This is a genomic window from Escherichia sp. MR (genome assembly GCF_005280595.1).
Classification (GTDB): domain Bacteria; phylum Pseudomonadota; class Gammaproteobacteria; order Enterobacterales; family Enterobacteriaceae; genus Escherichia; species Escherichia ruysiae.
Genome location: NZ_SZVK01000031.1, coordinates 11,780 through 33,495, shown reverse-complemented (window position 1 = coordinate 33,495; position 21,716 = coordinate 11,780). Strand labels below are relative to the sequence as shown.

The following is a 21,716-nucleotide window of genomic DNA, read 5'->3' as shown; positions in this document are numbered from 1 at the left end:
CTCCTGTCAGAACTTATAACCACGATGCAGCGCCACAACGCCAGCCGTCAGGTTGTAATAATCGACACTTTCGAATCCGGCATCTTGCATCATGGCTTTCAGAGTATCCTGATCGGGATGCATACGGATGGATTCAGCCAGATAACGGTAGCTGTCGGCGTCATTCGCGACCAGCGAGCCAATACGCGGCAGAACATGGAAGGAGTAAGCGTCATAAGCTTTGCTTAATGGTTCGATAATCGGTTTCGAGAACTCAAGCACCAGCAGGCGGCCGCCGGGTTTCAGCACGCGATACATTGAACGCAGTGCTTTATCTTTATCGGTGACGTTACGCAGACCAAACGAAATGGTGATGCAATCAAAGGTGTTATCCGGGAACGGCAGCGCCTCGGCGTTCGCCTGAACATACTCAACGTTGCCAATCACGCCGATATTACGCAGTTTCTCGCGCCCCATTTTGAGCATGGATTCATTGATATCGGCGAGGACTACCTTGCCAGTTTCACCGACCAGGCGGGAGAATTTCGCTGTCAGGTCGCCGGTGCCGCCAGCCAGATCCAGCACAGTTTGCCCACGGCGTACGCCGCTGCAATCGATCGTGAATCGCTTCCACAAACGATGAATACCAAATGACATCAAATCATTCATGACATCGTATTTCGATGCCACGGAATGGAAAACGTGGGCGACCATATCCGCTTTTTGCTCTTTCGCGACGGTCTGAAAACCAAAGTGCGTCGTTTCTTGTGACTTATCCACCATCTCAATGCCTGCTCATCAAAAAATTGTTCCAGAAGTGTAACAGATTGGGCGTCGATGCCCTAGATTTCTACCCGGCGTAACTACCCCCAATGGGCTAGCGCGACTGCTGATTATATTCATCATCGCGTTGATAAGCTTCATCATTCGGCTGCCCCGGAACCGACCGCAGTCGATACTCTTCATCCTGACTCACCGCCTGTTCAGCCAAATCCGGATTAATCTCGCGTTTAATTTCTACCCCTAAACCGCGAAACGCTTCTGCCTGCGCCAGCACATTTCCGCGACCTGAAGAGAGTTTTTTCATTGCCTGACGATAGTTATCCTGCGCTTTGTCCAGACTTTGACCGATCGCTGACATATCATCGACAAACAAACGCATCTTGTCGTACAGCTTGCTGGCGCGATCGGCGATTTGCTGGGCGTTGCGACTTTGATGCTCATAACGCCACAGGTTGGCGATAGTACGCAACGCCACCAGCAGCGTGGTCGGGCTAACCAGCATGATATTGTTTTTCAACGCTTCTGTTATCAGCTCCGGCTGGCGATCAAGCGCCAGTAAAAACGCAGGTTCGACGGGGATAAACATCAGCACGTAATCCAGCGTTCTTAGCCCTGGTAGCTGTTGATAATCTTTACGCCCCAGCAAGCGGATATGGTTACGTACCGACGCGATATGCTCCTGCAATGCGCTTTCGCGAGTGTAGTCGTCTTCTGCATTGAAGTAGCGTTCATAGGCGACCAGCGTCATTTTGGCGTCGATCACCACATCTTTCCCCTGCGGTAGCCGCACGATGACATCCGGCTGCATCCGCGAGCGGGCGTCATTTTCGATGCTGACCTGGGTTTCATATTCATACCCTTCGCGCAGACCGGAAGCCTCCAGCACGCGCGTCAATACCACTTCGCCCCAGTTGCCCTGGGTTTTATTGTCACCTTTCAGCGCACGCGTCAGGTTGATTGCCTCCTGGGCCATTTGCGCGTTGAGCTGCTGGAGATTGCGAATTTCGTGGGTCAGGGTATGGCGTTCTTGTGCTTCTTTACCGAAGCTGTCCTGAACCTGACGGCGAAAACCGTCCAGTTGTTCACGCAGCGGCGACAACAGGCTGTTCAGGCTCTGACGGTTTTGCTCATCAACCCGGCGATTGCTGTGCTCAAAAATACGGTTGGCGAGGTTTTCAAATTGCTCGCTCAAACGCTGCTCGCTGTTAATCATCTGGCGAATTTTATCGTCAGCGTGTTGCTGTGCGGCCTCCATCCGCGTGGTCACTTCACGCAGATCAGCCTCCAGAGAGGTGTTAATACTTTGCAGGCTGCGCACTTCGTTATTGAGCAATTCACACTCTGCGCGCCAGTGCTCGCTTTGGGTAATTTGTTGTTTTGCCGCGCTTAACTCCGCGACCATCTCTTCACGTTCAGCTAATTGCTCGGCTTTTTGCTGCGCGTGCTGATAACTGGCAAACAGCCAGCCGATGGCCACACTGACCAGCGCAATAATGGCATAAACAATGATTGAGAAATCCACAAAGCCTCCTGACGCAACAACTTACCCGCACAAAATAGAATTGTGCTGTACAAACGTCCAGTTGGAAAGGCATTTCCTGCGAGGCGCTACGCAAAAATACAAAAGGCCGAACGCGTCGGCCTTCAGACAGGAGAAGAGAATTACAACAGACGGCGCGCCGCTTCCACCACGATTTTCACCGCATGGCTTTCAGTTTGTTTCATCGTCTCAGCATTCGGGATCTCTTGCTGGGTACGGTTAACGATAACGCCCGCCACCATACCAGCACGCAGGCCCTGGCTTGCACACATGGTCAGCAGAGTCGCAGATTCCATTTCATAGTTCATCACGCCCATCGCCTGCCACTCTTCCATAGAACCTTTAAAGTGACGGACTACGCGACCAGAGTAAGTATCGTAACGTTCCTGACCTGGATAGAAGGTATCAGAAGAAGCAGTCACGCCAACGTGAGTCGTCGCGCCAATGGATTTCGCTGCTTCAACCAGCGCAGTCGTACATTCGAAATCAGCGACAGCCGGGAACTCCAGCGGTGCGAAGTGCAGGCTCGCGCCATCCAGACGAACAGACGCCGTGGTAACCAGTACATCACCAACATTAATATGCGGCTGAATAGCGCCAGTTGTACCGATACGCAGGAAGGTGCGAATGCCCAGCTGTGCCAGTTCTTCAACGGCAATAGAAGTAGACGGGCCGCCGATACCGGTAGAGCAGACAATAACAGGTTTACCATCCAGCTCTGCACGCCAGGTGGTGAATTCGCGGTGAGATGCCAGCTTAACCGGCTTATCCATCAGCGCGGCGATCTTTTCCACACGATCCGGGTCGCCAGGGACGATGGCAAGCGTAGCCCCTTGTAAATCGTTTTTAGTGAGGCCGAGATGAAAAACATCAGACTTGGACATATACAACTCCTCTGTGAATCGGTTTAGTCAGAAGAAGCAAAAAGGTACTTTACCGAAGGGATTAAGATTTTTTCGTGATAGTCATCACTATGATACAAATGTGTTGCATACATTTACTCATCAAAAGTGACTTAAATCACATAATTTACTCTTAAGTCAGTAAGGCCGCTTAAAAGATGAGCCATTTGAGGCAATGTGAATTGTTGCACGCTGACTATAGTTAACATTGCGCAAAATTTTTATAAGGGTACGGAGAATACCATGACAACAACACAACACTCTGGATTTGCACCTGCTGCATCCCCCCTCGCCTCGACCATCGTTCAGACTCCGGACGATGCGATTGTGGCAGGGTTCACCTCTATCCCTTCACAAGGGGATAACATGCCTGCTTATCATGCCCGTCCAAAACAGAGCGATGGCCCACTACCAGTGGTCATTGTAGTGCAGGAAATTTTTGGCGTGCATGAACATATCCGTGACATTTGTCGCCGTCTGGCGCTGGAGGGGTATCTGGCTATCGCACCAGAACTCTACTTCCGCGAAGGCGATCCTAATGATTTCGCCGATATTCCCACGTTGCTCAGCGGTCTGGTAGCAAAAGTGCCTGACTCACAGGTGCTGGCCGATCTCGATCATGTTGCCAGTTGGGCGTCCCGCAACGGCGGCGACGTCCATCGCTTAATGATTACCGGATTTTGCTGGGGCGGGCGTATCACCTGGCTATATGCCGCGCATAACCCGCAATTGAAAGCGGCGGTGGCGTGGTACGGCAAGCTGACAGGCGATAAGTCGCTGAATTCACCGAAACAACCTGTTGATATCGCAACCGATCTTAACGCGCCGGTTCTCGGCTTATATGGTGGTCAGGATAACAGCATTCCGCAGGAGAGCGTTGAAACCATGCGCCAGGCGCTGCGGGCAGCAAACGCGAAAGCGGAGATTATCGTGTACCCGGATGCCGGTCATGCATTTAACGCCGATTATCGCCCGAGCTATCATGCCGAGTCTGCGAAAGACGGTTGGCAGCGTATGCTGGAATGGTTTAAGCAGTATGGTGGGAAGAAGTCGCTGTAATGAGAAAAGACCGGGTGGTATTACCACCCGGTTTGGAGTTTATCCCCGACGCAAATTCTGTGCCGCCTGCACCATGTTCGCCAGTGCCGCGCGGGTTTCTGGCCAGCCGCGCGTTTTCAGGCCGCAGTCCGGGTTGACCCACAGGCGCTCTGCCGGAATGCGTTTTGCCGCTTTCTTCAGCAGGGCTTCAATCCATTCCACGCTCGGTACGTTTGGCGAGTGAATGTCATAGACGCCTGGACCGATTTCATTCGGATAATCAAACTCTTCGAATGACTCCAGCAACTCCATGTCGGAACGCGAGGTTTCGATAGTGATGACGTCAGCATCCAGCGCCGCAATCGAATCCATGATGTCGTTGAACTCGCAATAACACATGTGAGTGTGGATCTGCGTTTCATCCTTCGCCACGGCGGCGTTGATACGGAAAGCTTCCACGCCCCACTGGAGATAGGCGTCCCAGTCGCTGCGACGCAGCGGTAAACCTTCACGCAGCGCCGGTTCATCAATCTGGATGATGCCAATTCCAGCGGCTTCCAGATCGGCTACTTCATCACGCAGCGCCAGCGCAATCTGTTTGGCGATGGTTTCACGGCTGACATCTTCGCGCGGGAACGACCAGCAGAGAATGGTCACCGGGCCAGTCAGCATCCCTTTCACTGGTTTGTCGGTCAGCGATTGTGCATACTTCGCCCACTCAACGGTGATCGGCGCCGGACGGCTAACGTCACCAATGACAATCGGCGGTTTAACGCAGCGGGAACCGTAGCTCTGTACCCAACCGTTTTGCGTAAAGACAAAACCGTCGAGGTGTTCACCAAAGTATTCCACCATGTCGTTACGCTCGGCTTCACCGTGCACCAGCACATCCAGACCTAAACGTTCCTGCTCAACAATGGCCTGTTTGATATGTTCCGCAATACCCGTGCGGTAGTTGTTGGCGTCGAGATTACCCTTTTTGAAATCCAGACGCAGGGTACGAATTTCCGTGGTTTGCGGGAAGGAACCAATCGTGGTGGTCGGCCAGGCTGGCAGTTTAAAACGCGCACGCTGGGCTTCAGCACGCACTTCATAAACGTTCGCACGCTGGCTGTCCTGGGCGGTGATCGCCGCCAGTCGTTTTTCTACCGCCGGGTTATGCACACGGGTTGAGTGACGACGCGCCTGAATCGGGGCACTCCACTCTGCCAGAGCTGCCGTGTCACCACTGTTCAGCGCATCGCGCAGCAGCGCCAGTTCATGGCATTTTTGCAGAGCGAAGGCAAACCAGCTTTTCACTTCTACATCAAGACGCGTTTCCACGCTCAGGTCGATAGGGCTATGCAGCAGCGAGCAGGAAGATGCCACCCACAAATCACGTTTGCCGACAATGTCCTTAATTTGCGCATATTTCTCGGTGAGATCGGCGCGCCAGACGTTACGACCATTGACCAGTCCGGCAGACAGCAGCCAGTCAGAAGGCAGGCGCTTGTGCAGTTCTGCTACGTCATCTTTGCCATGAACGAGGTCGACATGTAGACCCTGAACAGGCAGCGCAGTAATCGTGTCGAGGTTTGGCGTTACACCTTCAAAATAGGTGGTCAGCAGCAGTTTCACCTGCCCCTGGAGTGCATCGTAAGCAGGTTTATACGCATCCAGCCACGCCTGCGGCAGTTCCAGCACCAGCGCCGGTTCATCAATCTGTACCCACTCAATACCACGTTTGGCCAGTTCTGCCAGAACCTGCTGATAAACCGGCAGAATGTCGTTCAGCAGGCTCAGGCGGTCAAACTGTTCACCTTTCACCTTACCCAGCCACAGATAGGTAACCGGCCCCAGAAGCACAGGTTTCACCTTGTGACCCAACGCCAGCGCCTCGTCTACTTCATCCAGCAGCTGCGTCCAGGTCAGTTTGAACTGTTGGCCTTTAACGAATTCCGGCACCATGTAGTGATAGTTGGTGTTAAACCATTTGGTCATTTCTGCCGCCGCCGCAGGTTCACCTGTTGGCGCACGACCGCGACCAATACGGAACAGAGTGTCGATATCCACCGAACCGTCTTTATTCTGATGACGCGCCGGAACGTTACCCAGCAGCAGGCTGGTGGTCAGAACATGATCGTACCAGGCAAAATCGCCCACCGGCAGCAGGTCGATACCTGCCTGCTTTTGTTGATCCCAGTGACGAGCACGCAATTCACGCCCTACTGCCAGTAATTCTTCACGCGTGGAGTTCCCCGCCCAATAACTTTCTTGCGCTTTTTTCAGCTCGCGACGCAGGCCAACGCGAGGGAAACCGAGGGTGTGATTAAGAATTGTCATTATATGCCCCTTATGGAATTTTTAGTATTTAGCCGTCCAGATGTTTACACATCCATAATTGGCGGTTACTGTATATTCCTCAAGCGCAAATTATTCATGCCGAAGTGAAGGACTTTCATGATCGAAGTAAAACACCTGAAAACGCTACAAGCGTTGCGGAATTGCGGCTCGCTCGCAGCCGCTGCGGCGACGTTGCATCAGACGCAATCCGCCCTGTCTCACCAGTTTAGCGATCTGGAACAACGCCTTGGCTTCCGGCTATTTGTGCGTAAAAGCCAGCCGCTACGTTTTACGCCGCAGGGAGAAATCCTGTTGCAACTGGCAAACCAGGTACTGCCGCAAATCAGTCAGGCACTGCAAGCCTGCAATGAACCGCAGCAAACGCGCCTGCGTATTGCCATTGAGTGCCATAGCTGTATTCAGTGGCTGACGCCTGCGTTAGAAAATTTCCATAAGAACTGGCCGCAGGTCGAGATGGATTTTAAATCGGGCGTGACGTTTGACCCGCAGCCCGCGTTGCAGCAGGGCGAGCTGGATCTGGTGATGACCTCCGATATTCTGCCGCGCAGTGGCCTGCATTATTCGCCGATGTTCGATTATGAGGTGCGTCTGGTGTTAGCACCTGACCACCCACTGGCGGCGAAAACGCGAATCACACCGGAAGATCTCGCCAGCGAAACGCTGCTGATTTATCCGGTGCAGCGCAGCCGACTGGATGTCTGGCGCCATTTTCTTCAGCCGGCAGGCGTCAGCCCGTCACTGAAAAGCGTCGATAACACCTTATTGTTGATTCAGATGGTTGCCGCGCGGATGGGTATTGCCGCTCTGCCGCATTGGGTGGTGGAGAGTTTTGAGCGCCAGGGTCTGGTGGTGACCAAAACCCTGGGCGAAGGCCTGTGGAGCCGACTGTACGCCGCCGTGCGCGATGGAGAGCAGCGTCAGCCAGTTACGGAAGCGTTTATTCGCTCAGCGCGCAATCACGCCTGCGATCATCTGCCGTTTGTGAAGAGCGCGGAGCGACCCACTTACGATGCACCCACAGTGAGGCCAGGATCACCAGCGCGCCTGTAATAAATGTTGGCCAGTGCGGCTGTTGGTGCCAGATAGCCAGGTTAACCAGCAGCCCTGCCGGAACGTGCATATTATTCATAATGCCCAGCGTTCCGGCGTCCACCTGCGTCGCGCCGTAGTTCCACATAAAGTAGCCAATCCCGGAAGCCACCACGCCAAGAAACACCAGAATGCCCCATTGCAACGTGGTTTGCGGCATTTTCTGCGCATTTCCCAGCAAGAACCATGCAACCACCGCCACCAGGAACGCGCCAAGATAGAACCACGCAAAGGCGTTATGCTGCGGCATCGGGCGAGTTTCCATCAGGCGTTTGTAACCCACCATGCCAATCGCGAAAGTGATATTGGAGAGTTGCACCAGCAGCAGGCCAGTCCAGAAATGGTCAGTGACCTGATCGTAACGAATAATTCCGGCACCAATCACCGCCAGTAACGCGCTGAACGCATAACCCCAGCGCAGACGACGTCTGCTCATAATGTCATAAATCAGCGTGATGTAGAGCGGCGTCAGCACGGTAAACAGCAGCAGTTCAGAGACCGTCAGGTAGAGATAGGCACGAAAACTGAGCATATACATAATGCCAAGCTGCATCGCGCCCACCAGCATATACAGGCCAATGGTTTTCAGGCTATTGCCACGGGTACGCAGGAACGGCAGGAAAACGAGCGCCGCCAGCCCAACGCGTACCAGCACCGAAAAATAGCTGTCGACGTGCCCCGCAAGGTACTCGCCATAAAAGCTAAAGGAGAAGGCCCACAGAATCGTGGTGATGATAAGTAGCGCCACAATGGAAAACTCTTTGATTAACGAGTATCCATTGTAGCGAATTATTAGGTTGACAACTGACCAAATAAAGAACGATTACGATAAATAGAGCTTACGCAGATAATGCGGCACCGCGTCTTCGGCGTTAGTGCCAATCACTTCCAGCTCCGGATGCAGATCTTTCAGGCGCTGGTGCGCACTGCCCATAATGCAGCCTTTCCCCGCCATCGACAGCATTTCGGCGTCGTTCATCCCGTCACCAAACGCAATGCAATCCTTCAGACTGTAGCCCAATTTCTTCGCCACCGCTTCCAGCGCATGACCTTTAGAAACGCCGCCAGCCATCACTTCCAGACAAGTCAAAGTAGAGAAACTGACGTTGACGCGATCGCCCCAGCGAGCATTGATTGCTTGCTCCAGCGGTAACAATTTTTCATGGGAGTCGCAGGTGAAGAACACTTTGCTGACGCCTTCCGGCTCCAGCAAACCCGGCTCATACAGCGCATATTTAAATACTGCTTCTTTAAAAAAGCGCATCTCCTCCGGACGGTGGCGATTCATAAACCATTCATCATCACGATAAACATTAGTAATGATGTCCGGGTTGTCGTTGACCACGCCAAACAGGTCGCTGGCAATGTCATGATCCAGGTTATGCGCGAAAATCAGATTGCCATCCAGATCGTGCACGCGCGCGCCATTGGAGGTAATCATGTAAGACTTAATCTCCAGATTATCGCGAATTTGCCCCACGTCGACGTGGTGGCGACCCGTCGCAAACACAAAGTTGATGCCACGCGCGGTGAGCAGTTTCAGGGTTTCTTTGGCGTAAGGGGATAACGTATGGTCGGGAGAAAGTAACGTACCATCTAAATCAGACGCAACAACCTGATACATAAGAAATTTAAACCTCTATAGAGCGATTTCCGCTGGGTGAGTTATGCCGGTTGAAAAATTCAACGATGGCGTGGAGCGCGACTGAGCGCATTGCGTCCTTTTCAAAAAGGATCTCATGGTACGCACCTTTAATTACCAGCGGTCGCTCCCCTTCTACAGGATGACCCGCTGTGGCGCGGAGTTCACAAAAACGGTCGTGCATACGGTTATCCACCACGCGTTCCTCTTCAGCCTGCAAGAGAAGCGTTGGCGTGGCGTCATCACCCGCACCGGCTAACACCTGTTCGCCGGCCAGAATACTTTCGCGTACCCAATGGTAGGTCGGCCCACCGACGCGAATCGTTGGGTCATCAGCATAGAAACGTAAATTACGTCGATATCGTTGCCTGCTGTGGGTCAGTACATTGATGGTAAACGGCAGCGCGCGCCAGCGCCCGGTGCCAATCGCATAGCCATCACGAAAACGTGGATGCGCTTCTGCCCAGTTAAGGATCTGCCGCGCCATAAATGATGGCATACGAATCACAATCCCAAACATTGGCGCAGTTAGCGCAATGGCATCGCACACACCAGGGTGACGTTGCAGAAACAGCGTGGAGATTGCACCGCCCATCGAGTGCGCCAGTATATAGCGTTTACGCCACGGACCAGGCTGAACTTCTTGTTGCCAGAACGCCGCCAGATCATCAACATAATCATTAAAGCGATTAACATGACCAAGATGCGGATCGGCTAACAGCCGACCGGAACGCCCCTGACCGCGATGGTCGATGATTAACACATCAAACCCCAGATGGAACAGGTCGTAGGCCAGCTCCGCATACTTTACATAGCTCTCAATACGCCCCGGACAAATGACGACCACCCGATCATGTTGTTGAGCGCGAAAGCGGACAAAACGCACCGGAATGTCATCCACGCCGATAAACTCTGCTTCGTCCCGCTGACGCCAGAAGTCAGTCAGTGGCCCCATCGTAAAAGCAGCAAACGCTTTTTCTCTTGTTTCCCAGTCTTTTTGCTGCTGAAACATCGGGTAATCTGCCTCTTAAACCACGTAAAATCGTTTTTTTAAGCGTGCCTGACACAACGCTGCGACAGTAGCGTATTGTGGCACAAAAATAGACTATCCGGGAGATTCCCATGACCTTTGAATGGTGGTTCGCCTACTTACTGACATCGATCATTTTAAGCCTCTCGCCAGGCTCTGGCGCAATCAACACCATGACCACTTCGCTCAACCACGGTTATCGCGGCGCGGTGGCGTCTATTGCAGGGCTTCAGACCGGACTGGCGATTCATATTGTGCTGGTTGGCGTGGGTTTGGGGACACTATTTTCCCGCTCGGTTATTGCTTTTGAAGTGTTGAAGTGGGCAGGCGCGGCTTACCTGATTTGGCTGGGAATACAGCAGTGGCGCGCCGCTGGTGCAATTGATCTTAAATCGCTGACGCCTACCCAATCGCGCCGCCACCTGTTCCAGCGGTCAGTGTTTGTGAATCTTACTAATCCCAAAAGTATTGTGTTTCTGGCGGCGCTATTTCCGCAATTCATCATGCCGCAGCAACCGCAACTGATGCAGTATATTGTGCTCGGCGTCACCACTATTGTGGTCGATATTATTGTGATGATCGGTTACGCCACCCTCGCCCAACGAATCGCTCTCTGGATTAAAGGGCCGAAGCAGATGAAGGCGCTGAATAAGATATTCGGCTCGCTATTTATGCTGGTGGGGGCGCTGTTGGCATCGGCAAGACATGCCTGAAAATAATGTCGGATGCGGCGTAAACGCCTTATCCGACCAACTCTGATGATGCGTCTGGCATCAACGCGAAATAATCAAATGAATGCCAAATCCGGCAAATAACGCTCCGGCAAAACCGTCGATCCACTTCGCCAGACGTTGATAACCCCTGCGCATTTGCGGTAGAGCAAACAGGCTGGCAACAACGGTAAACCACGCCAGCGTTTCGATAATAATCAACGCAAAAATGCCCCAGCGTTCGGTGGTGCCGACGTTATCGCCAACAAACAGCGAGAACACCGAGCCAAAGTAGATAATCGCTTTCGGATTGGCGAGATTGGTCAGCAAGCCTTTCAGGAAACTGCGCCCGCTTTTCGCCAACTCAACCTGTGGCGCAGGCGCAGAAACAGCCTCTTTTTTCAGCGCACCGCGCAGCATCTGGTAACCCATCCAGCAAAGATACAGACCACCGCCAACCATAATTAGCGTATGCAGCCAGGCCATTTTTTCGATAATCAGATGCAGGCCAAGCAGCGCGATTCCTGCCCAGACCATTACGCCGCAGGTAATGCCCAGCACGCCCATCATCGCTTCTTTACGGGAACGACTAACGGCGGTCTGAGAGACAAAAAAGAAATCGGGGCCGGGGCTCATAAGCGCCACAATGTGCACCATGGCAACGGTGAGAAATAACATCAACATACATTTGACTCGCGGGGAAAACGTTTACGGAGTGTTCATCCTGGCACTTTTTTATGCCGTTGACTACTCTTCGTCATCGCCGTCGACATGAGCGCGGATCAGCGTCATAAACGGTTTACCAAAGCGTTCCAGCTTGCGCATCCCGACACCGTTTACACTCAACATTTCGCTGGCGGTGATCGGCATTTGCTCTGCCATCTCAATCAGTGTCGCATCGTTAAACACCACATACGGCGGAACATTGCTTTCATCGGCAATCGATTTACGCAGTTTGCGTAATTTGGCGAACAGTTTGCGATCATAATTGCCGCCGAAGGATTTCTGCATCGCTTTCGGTTTGAGTGCCACAATACGCGGCACGGCGAGTTGCAAAGAGGATTCGCCACGCAGCACCGGACGCGCGGCCTCTGTCAGTTGTAGCGCAGAATGCTGGGCGATATTTTGCGTCACCAGACCGAGGTGAATCAGTTGGCGGATCACGCTCACCCAGTGTTCATGACTTTTATCACGCCCCATGCCGTAAACTTTCAGTTTGTCATGGCCATAGTCGCGGATACGCTGATTATTAGCGCCGCGAATCACTTCCACCACATAGCCCATACCAAACCGCTGATTCACACGACCAATGGTAGAAAGCGCAATCTGCGCATCGTTTGAACCGTCGTACTGTTTCGGCGGATCAAGGCAGATATCGCAGTTCCCACACGGTTCCTGACGCCCTTCGCCAAAATAGTTGAGCAGCACCAGACGACGACAAGTTTGCGCTTCGGCAAACGCCCCCATCGCATTGAGTTTATGGCGCTCGATATCCTGTAGCTGCCCCTGCGGCTTCTCTTCCAGACAGCGGCGCAACCACGCCATATCTGCCGGATCGTAAAACAGCATTGCTTCCGCAGGTAGGCCATCACGCCCGGCGCGACCTGTTTCCTGATAGTAGGATTCAATATTGCGCGGAATATCAAAATGCACCACGAAGCGGACGTTAGGTTTGTTGATGCCCATACCGAACGCCACGGTCGCCACCACAATTTGCAGGTCATCGCGCTGAAATTTTTCCTGCACGTCGGCGCGGACATCGTTTTCCAGCCCTGCGTGATACGCCGCTGCGCTAATCCCCTTGCTTTGCAGGCGCGCGGCGGTGTCTTCTACTTTCGCACGACTATTACAGTAAATAATCCCCGACTTACCGCGTTGTTCCTGCACGTAACGCATCAGTTGATCGAGCGGTTTGAACTTCTCCATCAACATATAGCGAATATTCGGGCGGTCAAAACTACTGATTTGAATCAGCGGATCGTTAAGCCCCAGCAGGCGCACGATATCCTGGCGGGTGGTGTCATCGGCAGTAGCGGTTAGCGCCATAAACGGCAGCGTCGGGAAACGCTGGCGCAACTGGCCGAGCGCGGCATATTCCGGGCGGAAATCGTGACCCCATTGGGAAATACAATGCGCTTCATCAACGGCTAATAAGACAGGATTCCAGTGCGCCAGATGCTCAAGGAAGTTATCCAGCATCAGGCGTTCCGGCGCGATATATAGCAGGCGAATTTGCCCGGTACGGCAGCCTGTCATCACTTCAAGCTGCTGCTCGCGGTTCTGCGTCGAGTTAAGGCACGCCGCCGCCACACCGTTGGCTTGCAGTTGATCCACCTGATCTTTCATCAACGAAATTAGCGGTGAAACAACGACAGTAAGACCGTTCAATAACAACGCAGGGATTTGATAGCACAGGGATTTTCCGCCGCCAGTTGGCATGACGACGAGGCAATCGCGACCGGAAAGTACGGTGTCGATAATTTCTTCCTGACCAGGGCGAAACTGTTGGTAGCCAAAGGTTTCTTGTAAAACCTGTTTAGCTCCGAACTCCAGATTCAACACTTCCGCCTGCGCCACATTCACCCCAATTGCCTGAAATAAAAACAGGCGCTATTTTCAGCGCCTGCGCAAGAAACTGCAATGCTTTTAGTTTCTGAGAGGGTAATACTGGATGCTGGATTCCAGATTTGCCAACCACTCAACCGTTCATCAAAACAAGTCGTTTAGCATAACCCCCACACCGACGCGGGTCTGGTTAAAGTTATAGTCGATGAGCGATTCGCCGTAACCGCTGTAGACTTGGGTATAAAGTCGCACATGTTTGGTGATCGGGTAACTTAAGCCTAACTCCGCACCACCGTAACCGGTGTTCCAGTTGTACTGTCCTTTCGCGCTCAATACGGCATCACCCAGGTGGTAGCCGATTTTAAGCTGGTAGTACCCCATATATTTGGTGATATCCGGGTTATCGTCTGTATTACCCACTACATACCACGGTTTGACTTCCACCAGCCAGTTGCCGTTTTCTGCCATCAGGCGGGTATAGATACGGTTCCAGCTACGGGACGTCGGGTCAGATCGCCCGTTTGAATCGTGGTTGTAGCCCATTTCCACATCGCGCAGTGTCCAGCCAGCAAAGCGGTAATCGGTAGCAAAACCGAGGAATAATTGCGGTTCGTAATTAGTTTCACGAAACGGCGATGACTCTTCGCTATTAGAAAGCTGCCACCAGGATTTCTGGGTGTAAGACGCACCCAGTACAGAGTTTGCTCCCAAAATCCCACGCCAAAGCGGAAACGCCAGACTTAACTGGAACTTTACTTCATCCTTACGCGCGTTTTCTGCCCAGTCGTAACTGGCAATCGCTTCTTTATTCAGATCGCTGGTCTGGGTATAGATGATGTAGTTGGTGTCATAAGGATAAAGGGTGAAAGGATTATCATGTTCCTGCAACATATTGGCGATAATACTACCGCGCACAACAGGCGCATCATGCACCTCTTTCACCGTTGCCTCTTGTGCATGTACCGCCAGCGGCAGCATATATACAGGCAACAACCAGCCCAGAAGAGTCCGCATCGGTCATGTTCTCCGTGACGAATTATTGATTAGATGAATATTTCTGCAGGCTATTCTACATACTTAACTCAATTGCCGTTAGTTATCCCTTCCTAAAGTAGAAACCAACAACAAAGAAGCATAAAATCAACATTTCATTAACCATTGAAGTGTAAGGATGATATGTCTGCCGTACTGACCGCTGAACAAGCCCTGAAATTAGTGGGTGAAATGTTTGTCTATCACATGCCGTTTAACCGGGCATTGGGGATGGAACTGGAGCGTTACGAAAAAGAATTTGCGCAGCTGGCCTTTAATAATCAGCCAATGATGGTCGGTAACTGGGCGCAAAGTATTTTGCACGGCGGGGTGATTGCGTCGGCGCTGGATGTCGCCGCTGGCCTGGTATGTGTAGGCAGCACTTTAACGCGTCACGAAACCATTAATGAAGATGAACTGCGTCAGCGGCTATCGCGGATGGGAACCATAGATCTTCGCGTCGATTATCTGCGTCCAGGCAGGGGTGAGCGTTTTACAGCCACCAGTAGCCTGTTACGTGCGGGTAATAAAGTCGCCGTCGCCCGTGTCGAACTGCACAATGAAGAACAGCTTTATATTGCCAGTGCTACCGCCACCTATATGGTAGGTTGAAAATCTAACAGCAGGTAAACTGCTTAAACTGATGACAAACGCAAATTGCCTGATGCGCTACGCTTATCTGGTCTACCAGAGAAATGCAATGTATTGAATTTGCATTCTTTTGTAGGTTGGGTAAGGCATGAACAAAGCGCACTTTGTCAGCCATCTGAGCAGGTAAACTGCAATTAACAACAAAAAATGAGTTTTCCAATGGATACAAAACAAACGCGGCAGGGCGTATTACTCGCTCTTGCCGCTTATTTTATTTGGGGTATTGCACCTGCGTACTTCAAACTGATTTATTACGTACCTGCTGATGAGATCCTGACGCATCGTGTAATCTGGTCGTTTTTCTTTATGGTGGTGTTGATGAGCATCAGCCGCCAGTGGTCCTATTTAAAAACCCTGATTCAGACGCCGAAGAAAATATTTATGCTGGCAGTCTCTGCTGTGCTAATTGGTGGCAACTGGTTACTGTTTATCTGGGCAGTGAACAATCACCATATGCTGGAGGCCAGCCTTGGATACTTTATTAATCCACTGGTGAATATATTGCTGGGGATGATTTTCCTCGGCGAGCGATTCCGCCGGATGCAATGGCTGGCAGTGATTCTGGCGATTTGTGGTGTGCTGGTCCAGCTCTGGACTTTTGGTTCGCTGCCAATCATCGCGCTGGGACTGGCATTTAGTTTTGCCTTCTACGGCCTGGTGCGCAAGAAGATTGCGGTAGAAGCACAAACCGGCATGTTAATTGAAACCATGTGGTTGCTGCCCGTGGCGGCGATTTACCTGTTTGCTATTGCCGACAGCTCAACCAGCCATATGGGGCAAAACCCGATGTCGCTAAATTTACTGCTGATCGCCGCCGGTATTGTCACTACCGTACCGCTGTTGTGTTTTACCGCCGCCGCCACGCGCCTGCGTCTCTCAACGTTAGGCTTTTTCCAGTATATTGGCCCGACGCTGATGTTCCTGCTGGCTGTGACGTTTTATGGTGAAAAACCGGGTGCCGATAAGATGGTGACTTTCGCCTTTATTTGGGTGGCGCTGGCAATTTTTGTGATGGATGCGATTTATACGCAGCGTCGAAAAAGTTAAGCATTAAAGTGGGTAGGCCATTTAAAAAGCCTACCCGCTGACTTATCTATCTTTTTTTGAAAAAAATTAAGATAAGAAAAAGAACAATGTTTGTTACAGGAAATATACCCAAAACTCCCCAGTACTTACTCCATCCTAGAGACATTGTATATCTACCAAGGATTTGACAAAACCCAAAACTTAACCCTACGCCTATACTTCTTAAATTTAATGTCGTAGTTAGGCTTAAAATAAATAGAACGAAGATGGCAATAACCCACCACAATAACCACGCCTTAACAAAATCAGATTTTTTGCTGTAAGGTTCTTTACCCAAGAACAACTGCCAAAAGTTACCATTTTCCATATGGAATCCATTCACCAAAAATATTATTAACAGAAAAAAATAGCATTTAATGATATTTAATTAAATCTATATCATGCTCTGAATGAAACTCACGCATCCTAAACCAGTACTGTAGCGTTATCAACATAAGAACTGATGAACATTATATAAAGTTACTTTTCAAAAAAATGAATATATACTAAAACAATTACCTATATAAACGAAAATATAACAATGATTAAATCATTTATTGAAACTATATTATACCCATCACGGGATGAACGTTTATCACGCCTGAAATTTATTATTTATACCTTAATATCCTGGATAACATTAATAACGCTGAATGATATCAACCTGATGTTGAGTTTTGTGTTGGTCATCGCCAACACATATATAAACATTAATATTGGGGCTAAAAGAATAAGAGATACTGGGTGTAAGGCAATCTATTTCGTATTGATTTCATTGAGTTTGACACTGTTTTCTATTGTTCATGCTGTAATAGAAGGGGTGAGTTGTGATTCATTAAGCGTCCAACTCAACGTGGCATGGATATTATTCACAACAATTATGTTATCTGCGATTCCCTCGGCTAAAATGTCGCTGTCAGCACACTAACTTACTCACAGCGACATCGTATAGTTACAACCAGTTCTTCCGCTTAAAGTACAGATATGGTGCCAGGCCCGCGAGGATCATAAAGATAATCGCGCCTGGGTAGCCGAAGCTCCACTTCAGTTCCGGCATAAACTCAAAGTTCATCCCGTAGCTGGAAGCAACCAGCGTTGGCGGCAGGAACACGACGGATACCACCGAGAAGATTTTGATGATGCGGTTCTGCTCGATGTTGATAAAGCCCATCGCCGCCTGCATCAGGAAGTTTACCTTCTGGAACAGGGATTCGTTATGCGGCAGCAGGGATTCGATATCTCGCAGAATTTCACGCGCCTGCTCCAGTTGCCCGCCAGGTAAACGCGCCTTGCGCACCAGGAAGTTGAGCGCGCGCTGGGTATCCATCAGACACAGGCGAACTTTCCAGCCGATATCTTCCAGTTCCGCCAGCGTGGAGAGCGCCTCGTCGTACTCATCGCCCTGATGCCCTTCCATAATCACCCGGCTCAACTGCTCCAGGTCGCTATAGATATTTTCAATTTCATCTGCTAACTGTTCGATTTTGGTTTCGAACAGATCCAGCAGCAGCTCGTAGGCGTTACCGTCAACCATTGACTGGCTACGGGCGCGCATACGATACAGACGGAATGCAGGCAGCTCACGCTCACGCAGGGTAAACAGGCGACCATCGCGGATAGTAAATGCCACAGTGGAGTTACCGGCGTGATCTTCCGCATCTTCAAAGAAGAAGAAGGAGTGAATATGCAGGCCGTCATCGTCTTCAAAGAAACGCGCCGATGCTTCGATGTCTTCCAGTTCCGGGCGAGTTGCCAGGCTCTGACCAAGTTCAGATTGTACGCGCAGTCGCTCGTCGTCATCCGGTTCGACAAGATCAATCCATACTGCATCTACAAGGGGTTGTGACTCTTCGACTTCCAGCCGGGTCAGTCGGTTATTTTCCAGTTGAAATGCGCTCAGCATGACCGGGACTCCCAATGCTTAAAATATCGGACAGTTCGGTGGGCACACAGAAACAAATTGGGTTTCAGACCATTAAACAGCCTGACTCAGCGCGACGGGAAAAATTGAGGTCGCTGACAACCGCTAAGGCTATCAGCAAAAAGGGATAGCCTTAGGAGTTGATCCTGGATGACAGGATAGTGAGCCAGTATCTACTGGGTGTGTCCAAGGCGAATGTCCTCTTAGAGTGATCGTGCGCGCATGTTACGCCAGCAAAATTTTGCCGTCAACACGCAACGGAACACCACAGAACAATAGTTGAACTTCGCGCTTTTTGGTACTCGTCAAGGTCGTTAACAGGATAAAAAAATCACACATCCAGGACCTATAATGGCGCATCGGCTACTCATTGGTAAAGGAATGATCACCTTGAATCTCAAACGGATTTTACCCGCCCTCGTCTTACTCCCCTTATTTGCTGTTGCCGCTGATGACTGCGTACTCTCTGATCCGACGCTGACCGTGCAGGCGTATACCGTTAATCCTCAAACCGAACGGGTGAAAATGTACTGGCAAAAAGCCAATGGCGAAGCGTGGGGAACGTTACATTCGCTGCTGGCTGATGTTAATAGTCAGGATCAGGTTCAGATGGTGATGAACGGCGGCATCTATGATGAAAGCTATGCGCCGCTTGGTTTGTACATCGAAAACGGTCAGCAGAAGGTGGCGCTAAATCTCGCCTCAGGGGAAGGGAACTTCTTTATCCGTCCTGGCGGCGTGTTTTATGTCGCGGGAGATAAATTCGGCATCGTTCTTCTGGATGAATTTAAAGCAAGTAAAGAAATTCAGTTTGCGGTGCAGTCAGGGCCAATGTTGTTAGAAAACGGGGTCATAAATACACGTATTCACCCGAATGTTGCCTCGCGCAAAATTCGTAATGGAGTAGGGATTAATAAACAAGGGAACGCCGTGTTTTTACTTAGCCAGCAGGCGACAAATTTTTATGATTTTGCCTGCTATGCCAAAGCGAAACTGGACGTAGAGCAGCTGCTTTATCTTGATGGCACGATTTCACATATGTATATGAAAGGCGGGGCAATCCCGTGGCAACGCTATCCTTTTGTCACCATGATTTCCGTCGAGCGGAAAGGTTAGAATGATAGTTTTGTGTCAGATACTTAATATGGTGCTGATGCCGGATGCGGCGTAAACGCCTTATCCGGCCTACCGGGTGCAATTCTCGTAGGCCGGATAAGGTGCGCAGCACCGCATCCGGCAACGTGATCGTAAATTACACCGTCTCCAGCCGGGCGTAAGCTGCCACCAGCCATTTAATTCCCTGGCCCTGGAATGCCACCTGCAAACGGCTATGTTCGCCGCTGCCTTCCATATTGACGATAGTGCCTTCACCAAACTTAGCGTGGCGCACGCGCTGGCCGAGTTTGTAGCCGCTGTCGTTCTCGACCATCGGCGTACCCATACGCTGATGGCTAACCGGGCGGCTTACCGTGGCGCGCAGGCGCACCTCTTCCACACACTCTTCCGGCAGCTCGCCAATAAATCGCGACGGGCGATGGTAAACTTCTTTGCCATACAGACGGCGGGTTTCCGCGTAGGTCAGCGTCAGTTTCTGCATCGCGCGGGTTACGCCAACGTAGGCCAGACGGCGTTCTTCCTCCAGACGCCCGCCTTCATCCAGCGACATCTGGCTTGGGAACATGCCCTCTTCCATACCAACGATAAACACCTGCGGAAACTCCAGACCTTTCGCCGAGTGTAGCGTCATCAACTGCACCGCATCCTGCCAGGTATCCGCCTGCCCTTCGCCCGCTTCCAGCGCCGCATGGGAGAGGAATGCCTGCAGCGGCATTAAATCTTCGTCTTCTTCGTTGTAGCTGAACTGGCGCGTTGCCGTCACCAGTTCCTCTAAGTTTTCGATACGCGTCTGGCCTTTTTCGCCTTTCTCCTGCTCGTACATGGTGCGCAGGCCGGAGTCTTTAATTACCCGGTCAGTCTGTACATGCAGCGGCATATCGGCGGTTTCTTGCGCTAAGGCGTCGATCAGTTCCATAAACCGCTGTAAGGCGCTGGCAGCACGTCCGGCGAGGGCTTTTTCCTGCAACAGTTCACGACATGCCTGCCAGAGTGTTAACTGGCGATCGCGCGATGTCTGACGTACCACGTCCAGCGTCCGGTCACCAATACCCCGTGTTGGCGTATTGACCACGCGCTCAAACGCCGCGTCATCGTTGCGGTTGGCGATCAGGCGCAGATACGAGAGCGCATCTTTGATTTCCTGACGTTCGAAGAAGCGCATACCGCCATAAATACGATACGGCATACTGGCCTGCAATAAGGCTTCTTCCAGTACACGCGACTGGGCGTTGCTACGGTAGAGAATGGCGCACTCAGCGAGCGCCCCGCCGTTGTCCTGCCAGGTTTTGATGCGGTTAACCACAAAACGCGCTTCGTCGAGTTCGTTAAAGGCGCAATAGAGGGAAATCGGCTCACCGTCCGCGCCATCAGTCCACAGTTTTTTACCCAGACGCCCGTTGTTGTTTTCAATCAGGGCGTTGGCGGCACTCAGAATGTTGCTGGTTGAGCGGTAGTTCTGCTCCAGACGAATAGTTTCGGCACCGGGGAAATCATTGAGGAAACGCTGAATATTCTCTACCTGCGCCCCACGCCAGCCGTAGATTGACTGGTCGTCATCACCAACAATCATCACTTTGCCGGTATCGCCCGCCAGCAGACGGATCCACGTGTACTGAATGTTGTTGGTATCCTGGAATTCATCCACCAGAATGTTGGTAAAACGTTCGCGGTAGTGTTGAAGGATATGTGGCTTGTTAAGCCACAGTTCGTGGGCGCGAAGCAATAGTTCGGCAAAGTCCACCAGGCCCGCGCGGTCGCACGCTTCCTGATACGCCTGATAAACCTTCTGCCAGGTCTGCTCCACCGGATTACCGTAGCTTTGAATATGATGCGGGCGCAGCCCTTCATCTTTCTGGCTGTTGATGTACCACATTGCCTGACGCGGCGGCCACTGCTTCTCATCGAGGTTCATCGCCTTGATCAAACGCTTAAGCAGACGCAATTGGTCTTCGCTATCGAGGATCTGAAAATCCTGCGGTAGATTGGCGTCCATATGGTGCGCACGTAGCAGGCGGTGCGCCAGCCCGTGGAAAGTACCGACCCACATGCCGCCCTGGCTGGTGCCCATCAGTTGCCCGATACGATGACGCATCTCCGCCGCCGCTTTGTTGGTAAACGTCACCGCCATAATCGAGTACGGCGAGCAGTTTTCCACGCTCATCAGCCAGGCGATACGATGCACCAGTACGCGCGTCTTACCACTGCCCGCGCCCGCCAGCACCAGAAGGTTGCTGCGTGGCGCGGCCACCGCTTCGCGCTGTTTGTCATTAAGGCTGTCGAGCAGGTAAGAAACGTCCATTGGCACCGCCG

General features: G+C 51.6%; 20 protein-coding genes. 6 read left to right on the top strand and 14 right to left on the bottom strand.

From position 1 onward, the window contains the following. Positions 1 to 6 precede the first annotated feature (6 nt). The 3 genes from ubiE to udp all read right to left on the bottom strand — a co-directional run bounded on the left by ubiE (position 7) and on the right by udp (position 3,186). Complete coding sequence (gene ubiE / locus FC814_RS14220; RefSeq protein ID WP_000227958.1) at positions 7 to 762, bottom strand: bifunctional demethylmenaquinone methyltransferase/2-methoxy-6-polyprenyl-1,4-benzoquinol methylase UbiE; 756 nt, start codon at positions 760 to 762, stop codon at positions 7 to 9. 94 nt (positions 763 to 856) lie between these two features. Next, complete coding sequence (gene rmuC / locus FC814_RS14215) at positions 857 to 2,284, bottom strand: DNA recombination protein RmuC (RefSeq protein ID WP_000347689.1); 1,428 nt, start codon at positions 2,282 to 2,284, stop codon at positions 857 to 859. A 140-nt stretch (positions 2,285 to 2,424) separates the two neighbouring features. Continuing rightward, positions 2,425 to 3,186, bottom strand: a complete 762-nt coding sequence (gene udp, locus FC814_RS14210) for a uridine phosphorylase (RefSeq protein ID WP_000045177.1) — start codon at positions 3,184 to 3,186, stop codon at positions 2,425 to 2,427. A gap of 261 nt (positions 3,187 to 3,447) precedes the next feature. Here udp and FC814_RS14205 point away from each other — a divergent pair, with 261 nt between their 5' ends. Further along, positions 3,448 to 4,263, top strand: coding sequence for a dienelactone hydrolase family protein (locus FC814_RS14205; protein WP_010353608.1), 816 nt, complete (start codon positions 3,448 to 3,450; stop codon positions 4,261 to 4,263). 39 nt (positions 4,264 to 4,302) lie between these two features. Here FC814_RS14205 and metE read toward each other — a convergent pair whose 3' ends face one another. Continuing rightward, positions 4,303 to 6,564 carry a 5-methyltetrahydropteroyltriglutamate--homocysteine S-methyltransferase gene (gene metE / locus FC814_RS14200; protein WP_137326078.1) on the bottom strand — a complete coding sequence of 754 codons (2,262 nt, stop codon included), beginning with the start codon at positions 6,562 to 6,564 and terminating at the stop codon, positions 4,303 to 4,305. A 117-nt stretch (positions 6,565 to 6,681) separates the two neighbouring features. On the opposite strand from metE, the gene metR reads away from it, so the two are divergent. Then, complete coding sequence (gene metR / locus FC814_RS14195) at positions 6,682 to 7,635, top strand: HTH-type transcriptional regulator MetR (protein ID WP_000573621.1); 954 nt, start codon at positions 6,682 to 6,684, stop codon at positions 7,633 to 7,635. Here the strand turns inward: metR and bioP are convergent. The 3 genes from bioP to pldB form a co-directional block, all read right to left on the bottom strand. Further along, positions 7,523 to 8,422 (bottom strand): biotin transporter, encoded by a 900-nt coding sequence (gene bioP / locus FC814_RS14190; protein WP_137326077.1) that lies wholly within the window; start codon positions 8,420 to 8,422, stop codon positions 7,523 to 7,525. The genes metR and bioP overlap by 113 nt on opposite strands. Positions 8,423 to 8,497: 75 nt before the next feature. Then, the gene (gene yigL / locus FC814_RS14185; RefSeq protein WP_000285344.1) at positions 8,498 to 9,298 is read right to left on the bottom strand and encodes a sugar/pyridoxal phosphate phosphatase YigL; all 801 of its coding nucleotides are present in this window, start codon (positions 9,296 to 9,298) and stop codon (positions 8,498 to 8,500) included. Between the two features lie 7 nt (positions 9,299 to 9,305). Beyond that, entirely contained in the window at positions 9,306 to 10,328 is a 1,023-nt protein-coding gene (gene pldB / locus FC814_RS14180; protein ID WP_137326076.1) for a lysophospholipase L2, read from the bottom strand. A 110-nt stretch (positions 10,329 to 10,438) separates the two neighbouring features. Between pldB and rhtB the strand changes: the two genes are divergently transcribed. Then, positions 10,439 to 11,059, top strand: a complete 621-nt coding sequence (gene rhtB / locus FC814_RS14175) for a homoserine/homoserine lactone efflux protein (protein WP_000142514.1) — start codon at positions 10,439 to 10,441, stop codon at positions 11,057 to 11,059. Between the two features lie 60 nt (positions 11,060 to 11,119). On the opposite strand, the gene rhtC is transcribed toward rhtB, so the two are convergent. The 3 genes from rhtC to pldA form a co-directional block, all read right to left on the bottom strand. After that, positions 11,120 to 11,740 (bottom strand): threonine export protein RhtC, encoded by a 621-nt coding sequence (rhtC, locus tag FC814_RS14170; RefSeq protein WP_000928828.1) that lies wholly within the window; start codon positions 11,738 to 11,740, stop codon positions 11,120 to 11,122. Positions 11,741 to 11,803: 63 nt separating this feature from the next. Further along, the gene (recQ, locus tag FC814_RS14165; protein ID WP_137326085.1) at positions 11,804 to 13,633 is read right to left on the bottom strand and encodes an ATP-dependent DNA helicase RecQ; all 1,830 of its coding nucleotides are present in this window, start codon (positions 13,631 to 13,633) and stop codon (positions 11,804 to 11,806) included. 132 nt (positions 13,634 to 13,765) lie between these two features. Further along, the gene (pldA, locus tag FC814_RS14160) at positions 13,766 to 14,635 is read right to left on the bottom strand and encodes a phospholipase A (RefSeq protein WP_001259600.1); all 870 of its coding nucleotides are present in this window, start codon (positions 14,633 to 14,635) and stop codon (positions 13,766 to 13,768) included. Positions 14,636 to 14,797: 162 nt separating this feature from the next. Between pldA and yigI the strand changes: the two genes are divergently transcribed. Both yigI and rarD read left to right on the top strand, forming a co-directional pair. Continuing rightward, the gene (yigI, locus tag FC814_RS14155) at positions 14,798 to 15,265 is read left to right on the top strand and encodes an acyl-CoA thioesterase YigI (RefSeq protein ID WP_001277144.1); all 468 of its coding nucleotides are present in this window, start codon (positions 14,798 to 14,800) and stop codon (positions 15,263 to 15,265) included. Positions 15,266 to 15,463: 198 nt separating this feature from the next. Continuing rightward, a complete protein-coding gene (gene rarD, locus FC814_RS14150) occupies positions 15,464 to 16,351 on the top strand; it encodes an EamA family transporter RarD (protein ID WP_137326075.1) in 888 nt (295 codons plus the stop codon). 46 nt (positions 16,352 to 16,397) lie between these two features. On the opposite strand, the gene FC814_RS14145 is transcribed toward rarD, so the two are convergent. From FC814_RS14145 to ysgD, 3 genes are all read right to left on the bottom strand, one after another. Continuing rightward, the gene (locus FC814_RS14145) at positions 16,398 to 16,697 is read right to left on the bottom strand and encodes a hypothetical protein (RefSeq protein ID WP_000427365.1); all 300 of its coding nucleotides are present in this window, start codon (positions 16,695 to 16,697) and stop codon (positions 16,398 to 16,400) included. 624 nt (positions 16,698 to 17,321) lie between these two features. Beyond that, entirely contained in the window at positions 17,322 to 18,272 is a 951-nt protein-coding gene (gene corA / locus FC814_RS14135; RefSeq protein ID WP_000947145.1) for a magnesium/cobalt transporter CorA, read from the bottom strand. Positions 18,273 to 18,423: 151 nt separating this feature from the next. Then, positions 18,424 to 18,480 (bottom strand): protein YsgD, encoded by a 57-nt coding sequence (gene ysgD / locus FC814_RS23195; protein WP_211180520.1) that lies wholly within the window; start codon positions 18,478 to 18,480, stop codon positions 18,424 to 18,426. 161 nt (positions 18,481 to 18,641) lie between these two features. On the opposite strand from ysgD, the gene FC814_RS14130 reads away from it, so the two are divergent. Next, entirely contained in the window at positions 18,642 to 19,406 is a 765-nt protein-coding gene (locus FC814_RS14130; protein ID WP_000951199.1) for a phosphodiester glycosidase family protein, read from the top strand. A 136-nt stretch (positions 19,407 to 19,542) separates the two neighbouring features. Here FC814_RS14130 and uvrD read toward each other — a convergent pair whose 3' ends face one another. Next, the gene (uvrD, locus tag FC814_RS14125) at positions 19,543 to 21,705 is read right to left on the bottom strand and encodes a DNA helicase II (RefSeq protein WP_137326074.1); all 2,163 of its coding nucleotides are present in this window, start codon (positions 21,703 to 21,705) and stop codon (positions 19,543 to 19,545) included. Positions 21,706 to 21,716 lie beyond the last annotated feature (11 nt).

Excerpts from the sequence above, each read along its gene's own strand:
- ubiE (WP_000227958.1), bottom strand. The coding sequence starts at position 762 with ATGGTGGATAAGTCACAAGAAACGACGCACTTTGGTTTTCAGACCGTC.
- udp (WP_000045177.1), bottom strand. The coding sequence starts at position 3,186 with ATGTCCAAGTCTGATGTTTTTCATCTCGGCCTCACTAAAAACGATTTA.
- FC814_RS14205 (WP_010353608.1), top strand. The coding sequence starts at position 3,448 with ATGACAACAACACAACACTCTGGATTTGCACCTGCTGCATCCCCCCTC.
- metE (WP_137326078.1), bottom strand. The coding sequence starts at position 6,564 with ATGACAATTCTTAATCACACCCTCGGTTTCCCTCGCGTTGGCCTGCGT.
- metR (WP_000573621.1), top strand. The coding sequence starts at position 6,682 with ATGATCGAAGTAAAACACCTGAAAACGCTACAAGCGTTGCGGAATTGC.
- yigL (WP_000285344.1), bottom strand. The coding sequence starts at position 9,298 with ATGTATCAGGTTGTTGCGTCTGATTTAGATGGTACGTTACTTTCTCCC.
- pldB (WP_137326076.1), bottom strand. The coding sequence starts at position 10,328 with ATGTTTCAGCAGCAAAAAGACTGGGAAACAAGAGAAAAAGCGTTTGCT.
- rhtB (WP_000142514.1), top strand. The coding sequence starts at position 10,439 with ATGACCTTTGAATGGTGGTTCGCCTACTTACTGACATCGATCATTTTA.
- rhtC (WP_000928828.1), bottom strand. The coding sequence starts at position 11,740 with ATGTTGATGTTATTTCTCACCGTTGCCATGGTGCACATTGTGGCGCTT.
- pldA (WP_001259600.1), bottom strand. The coding sequence starts at position 14,635 with ATGCGGACTCTTCTGGGCTGGTTGTTGCCTGTATATATGCTGCCGCTG.
- yigI (WP_001277144.1), top strand. The coding sequence starts at position 14,798 with ATGTCTGCCGTACTGACCGCTGAACAAGCCCTGAAATTAGTGGGTGAA.
- rarD (WP_137326075.1), top strand. The coding sequence starts at position 15,464 with ATGGATACAAAACAAACGCGGCAGGGCGTATTACTCGCTCTTGCCGCT.
- FC814_RS14145 (WP_000427365.1), bottom strand. The coding sequence starts at position 16,697 with ATGGAAAATGGTAACTTTTGGCAGTTGTTCTTGGGTAAAGAACCTTAC.
- corA (WP_000947145.1), bottom strand. The coding sequence starts at position 18,272 with ATGCTGAGCGCATTTCAACTGGAAAATAACCGACTGACCCGGCTGGAA.
- FC814_RS14130 (WP_000951199.1), top strand. The coding sequence starts at position 18,642 with ATGGCGCATCGGCTACTCATTGGTAAAGGAATGATCACCTTGAATCTC.
- uvrD (WP_137326074.1), bottom strand. The coding sequence starts at position 21,705 with ATGGACGTTTCTTACCTGCTCGACAGCCTTAATGACAAACAGCGCGAA.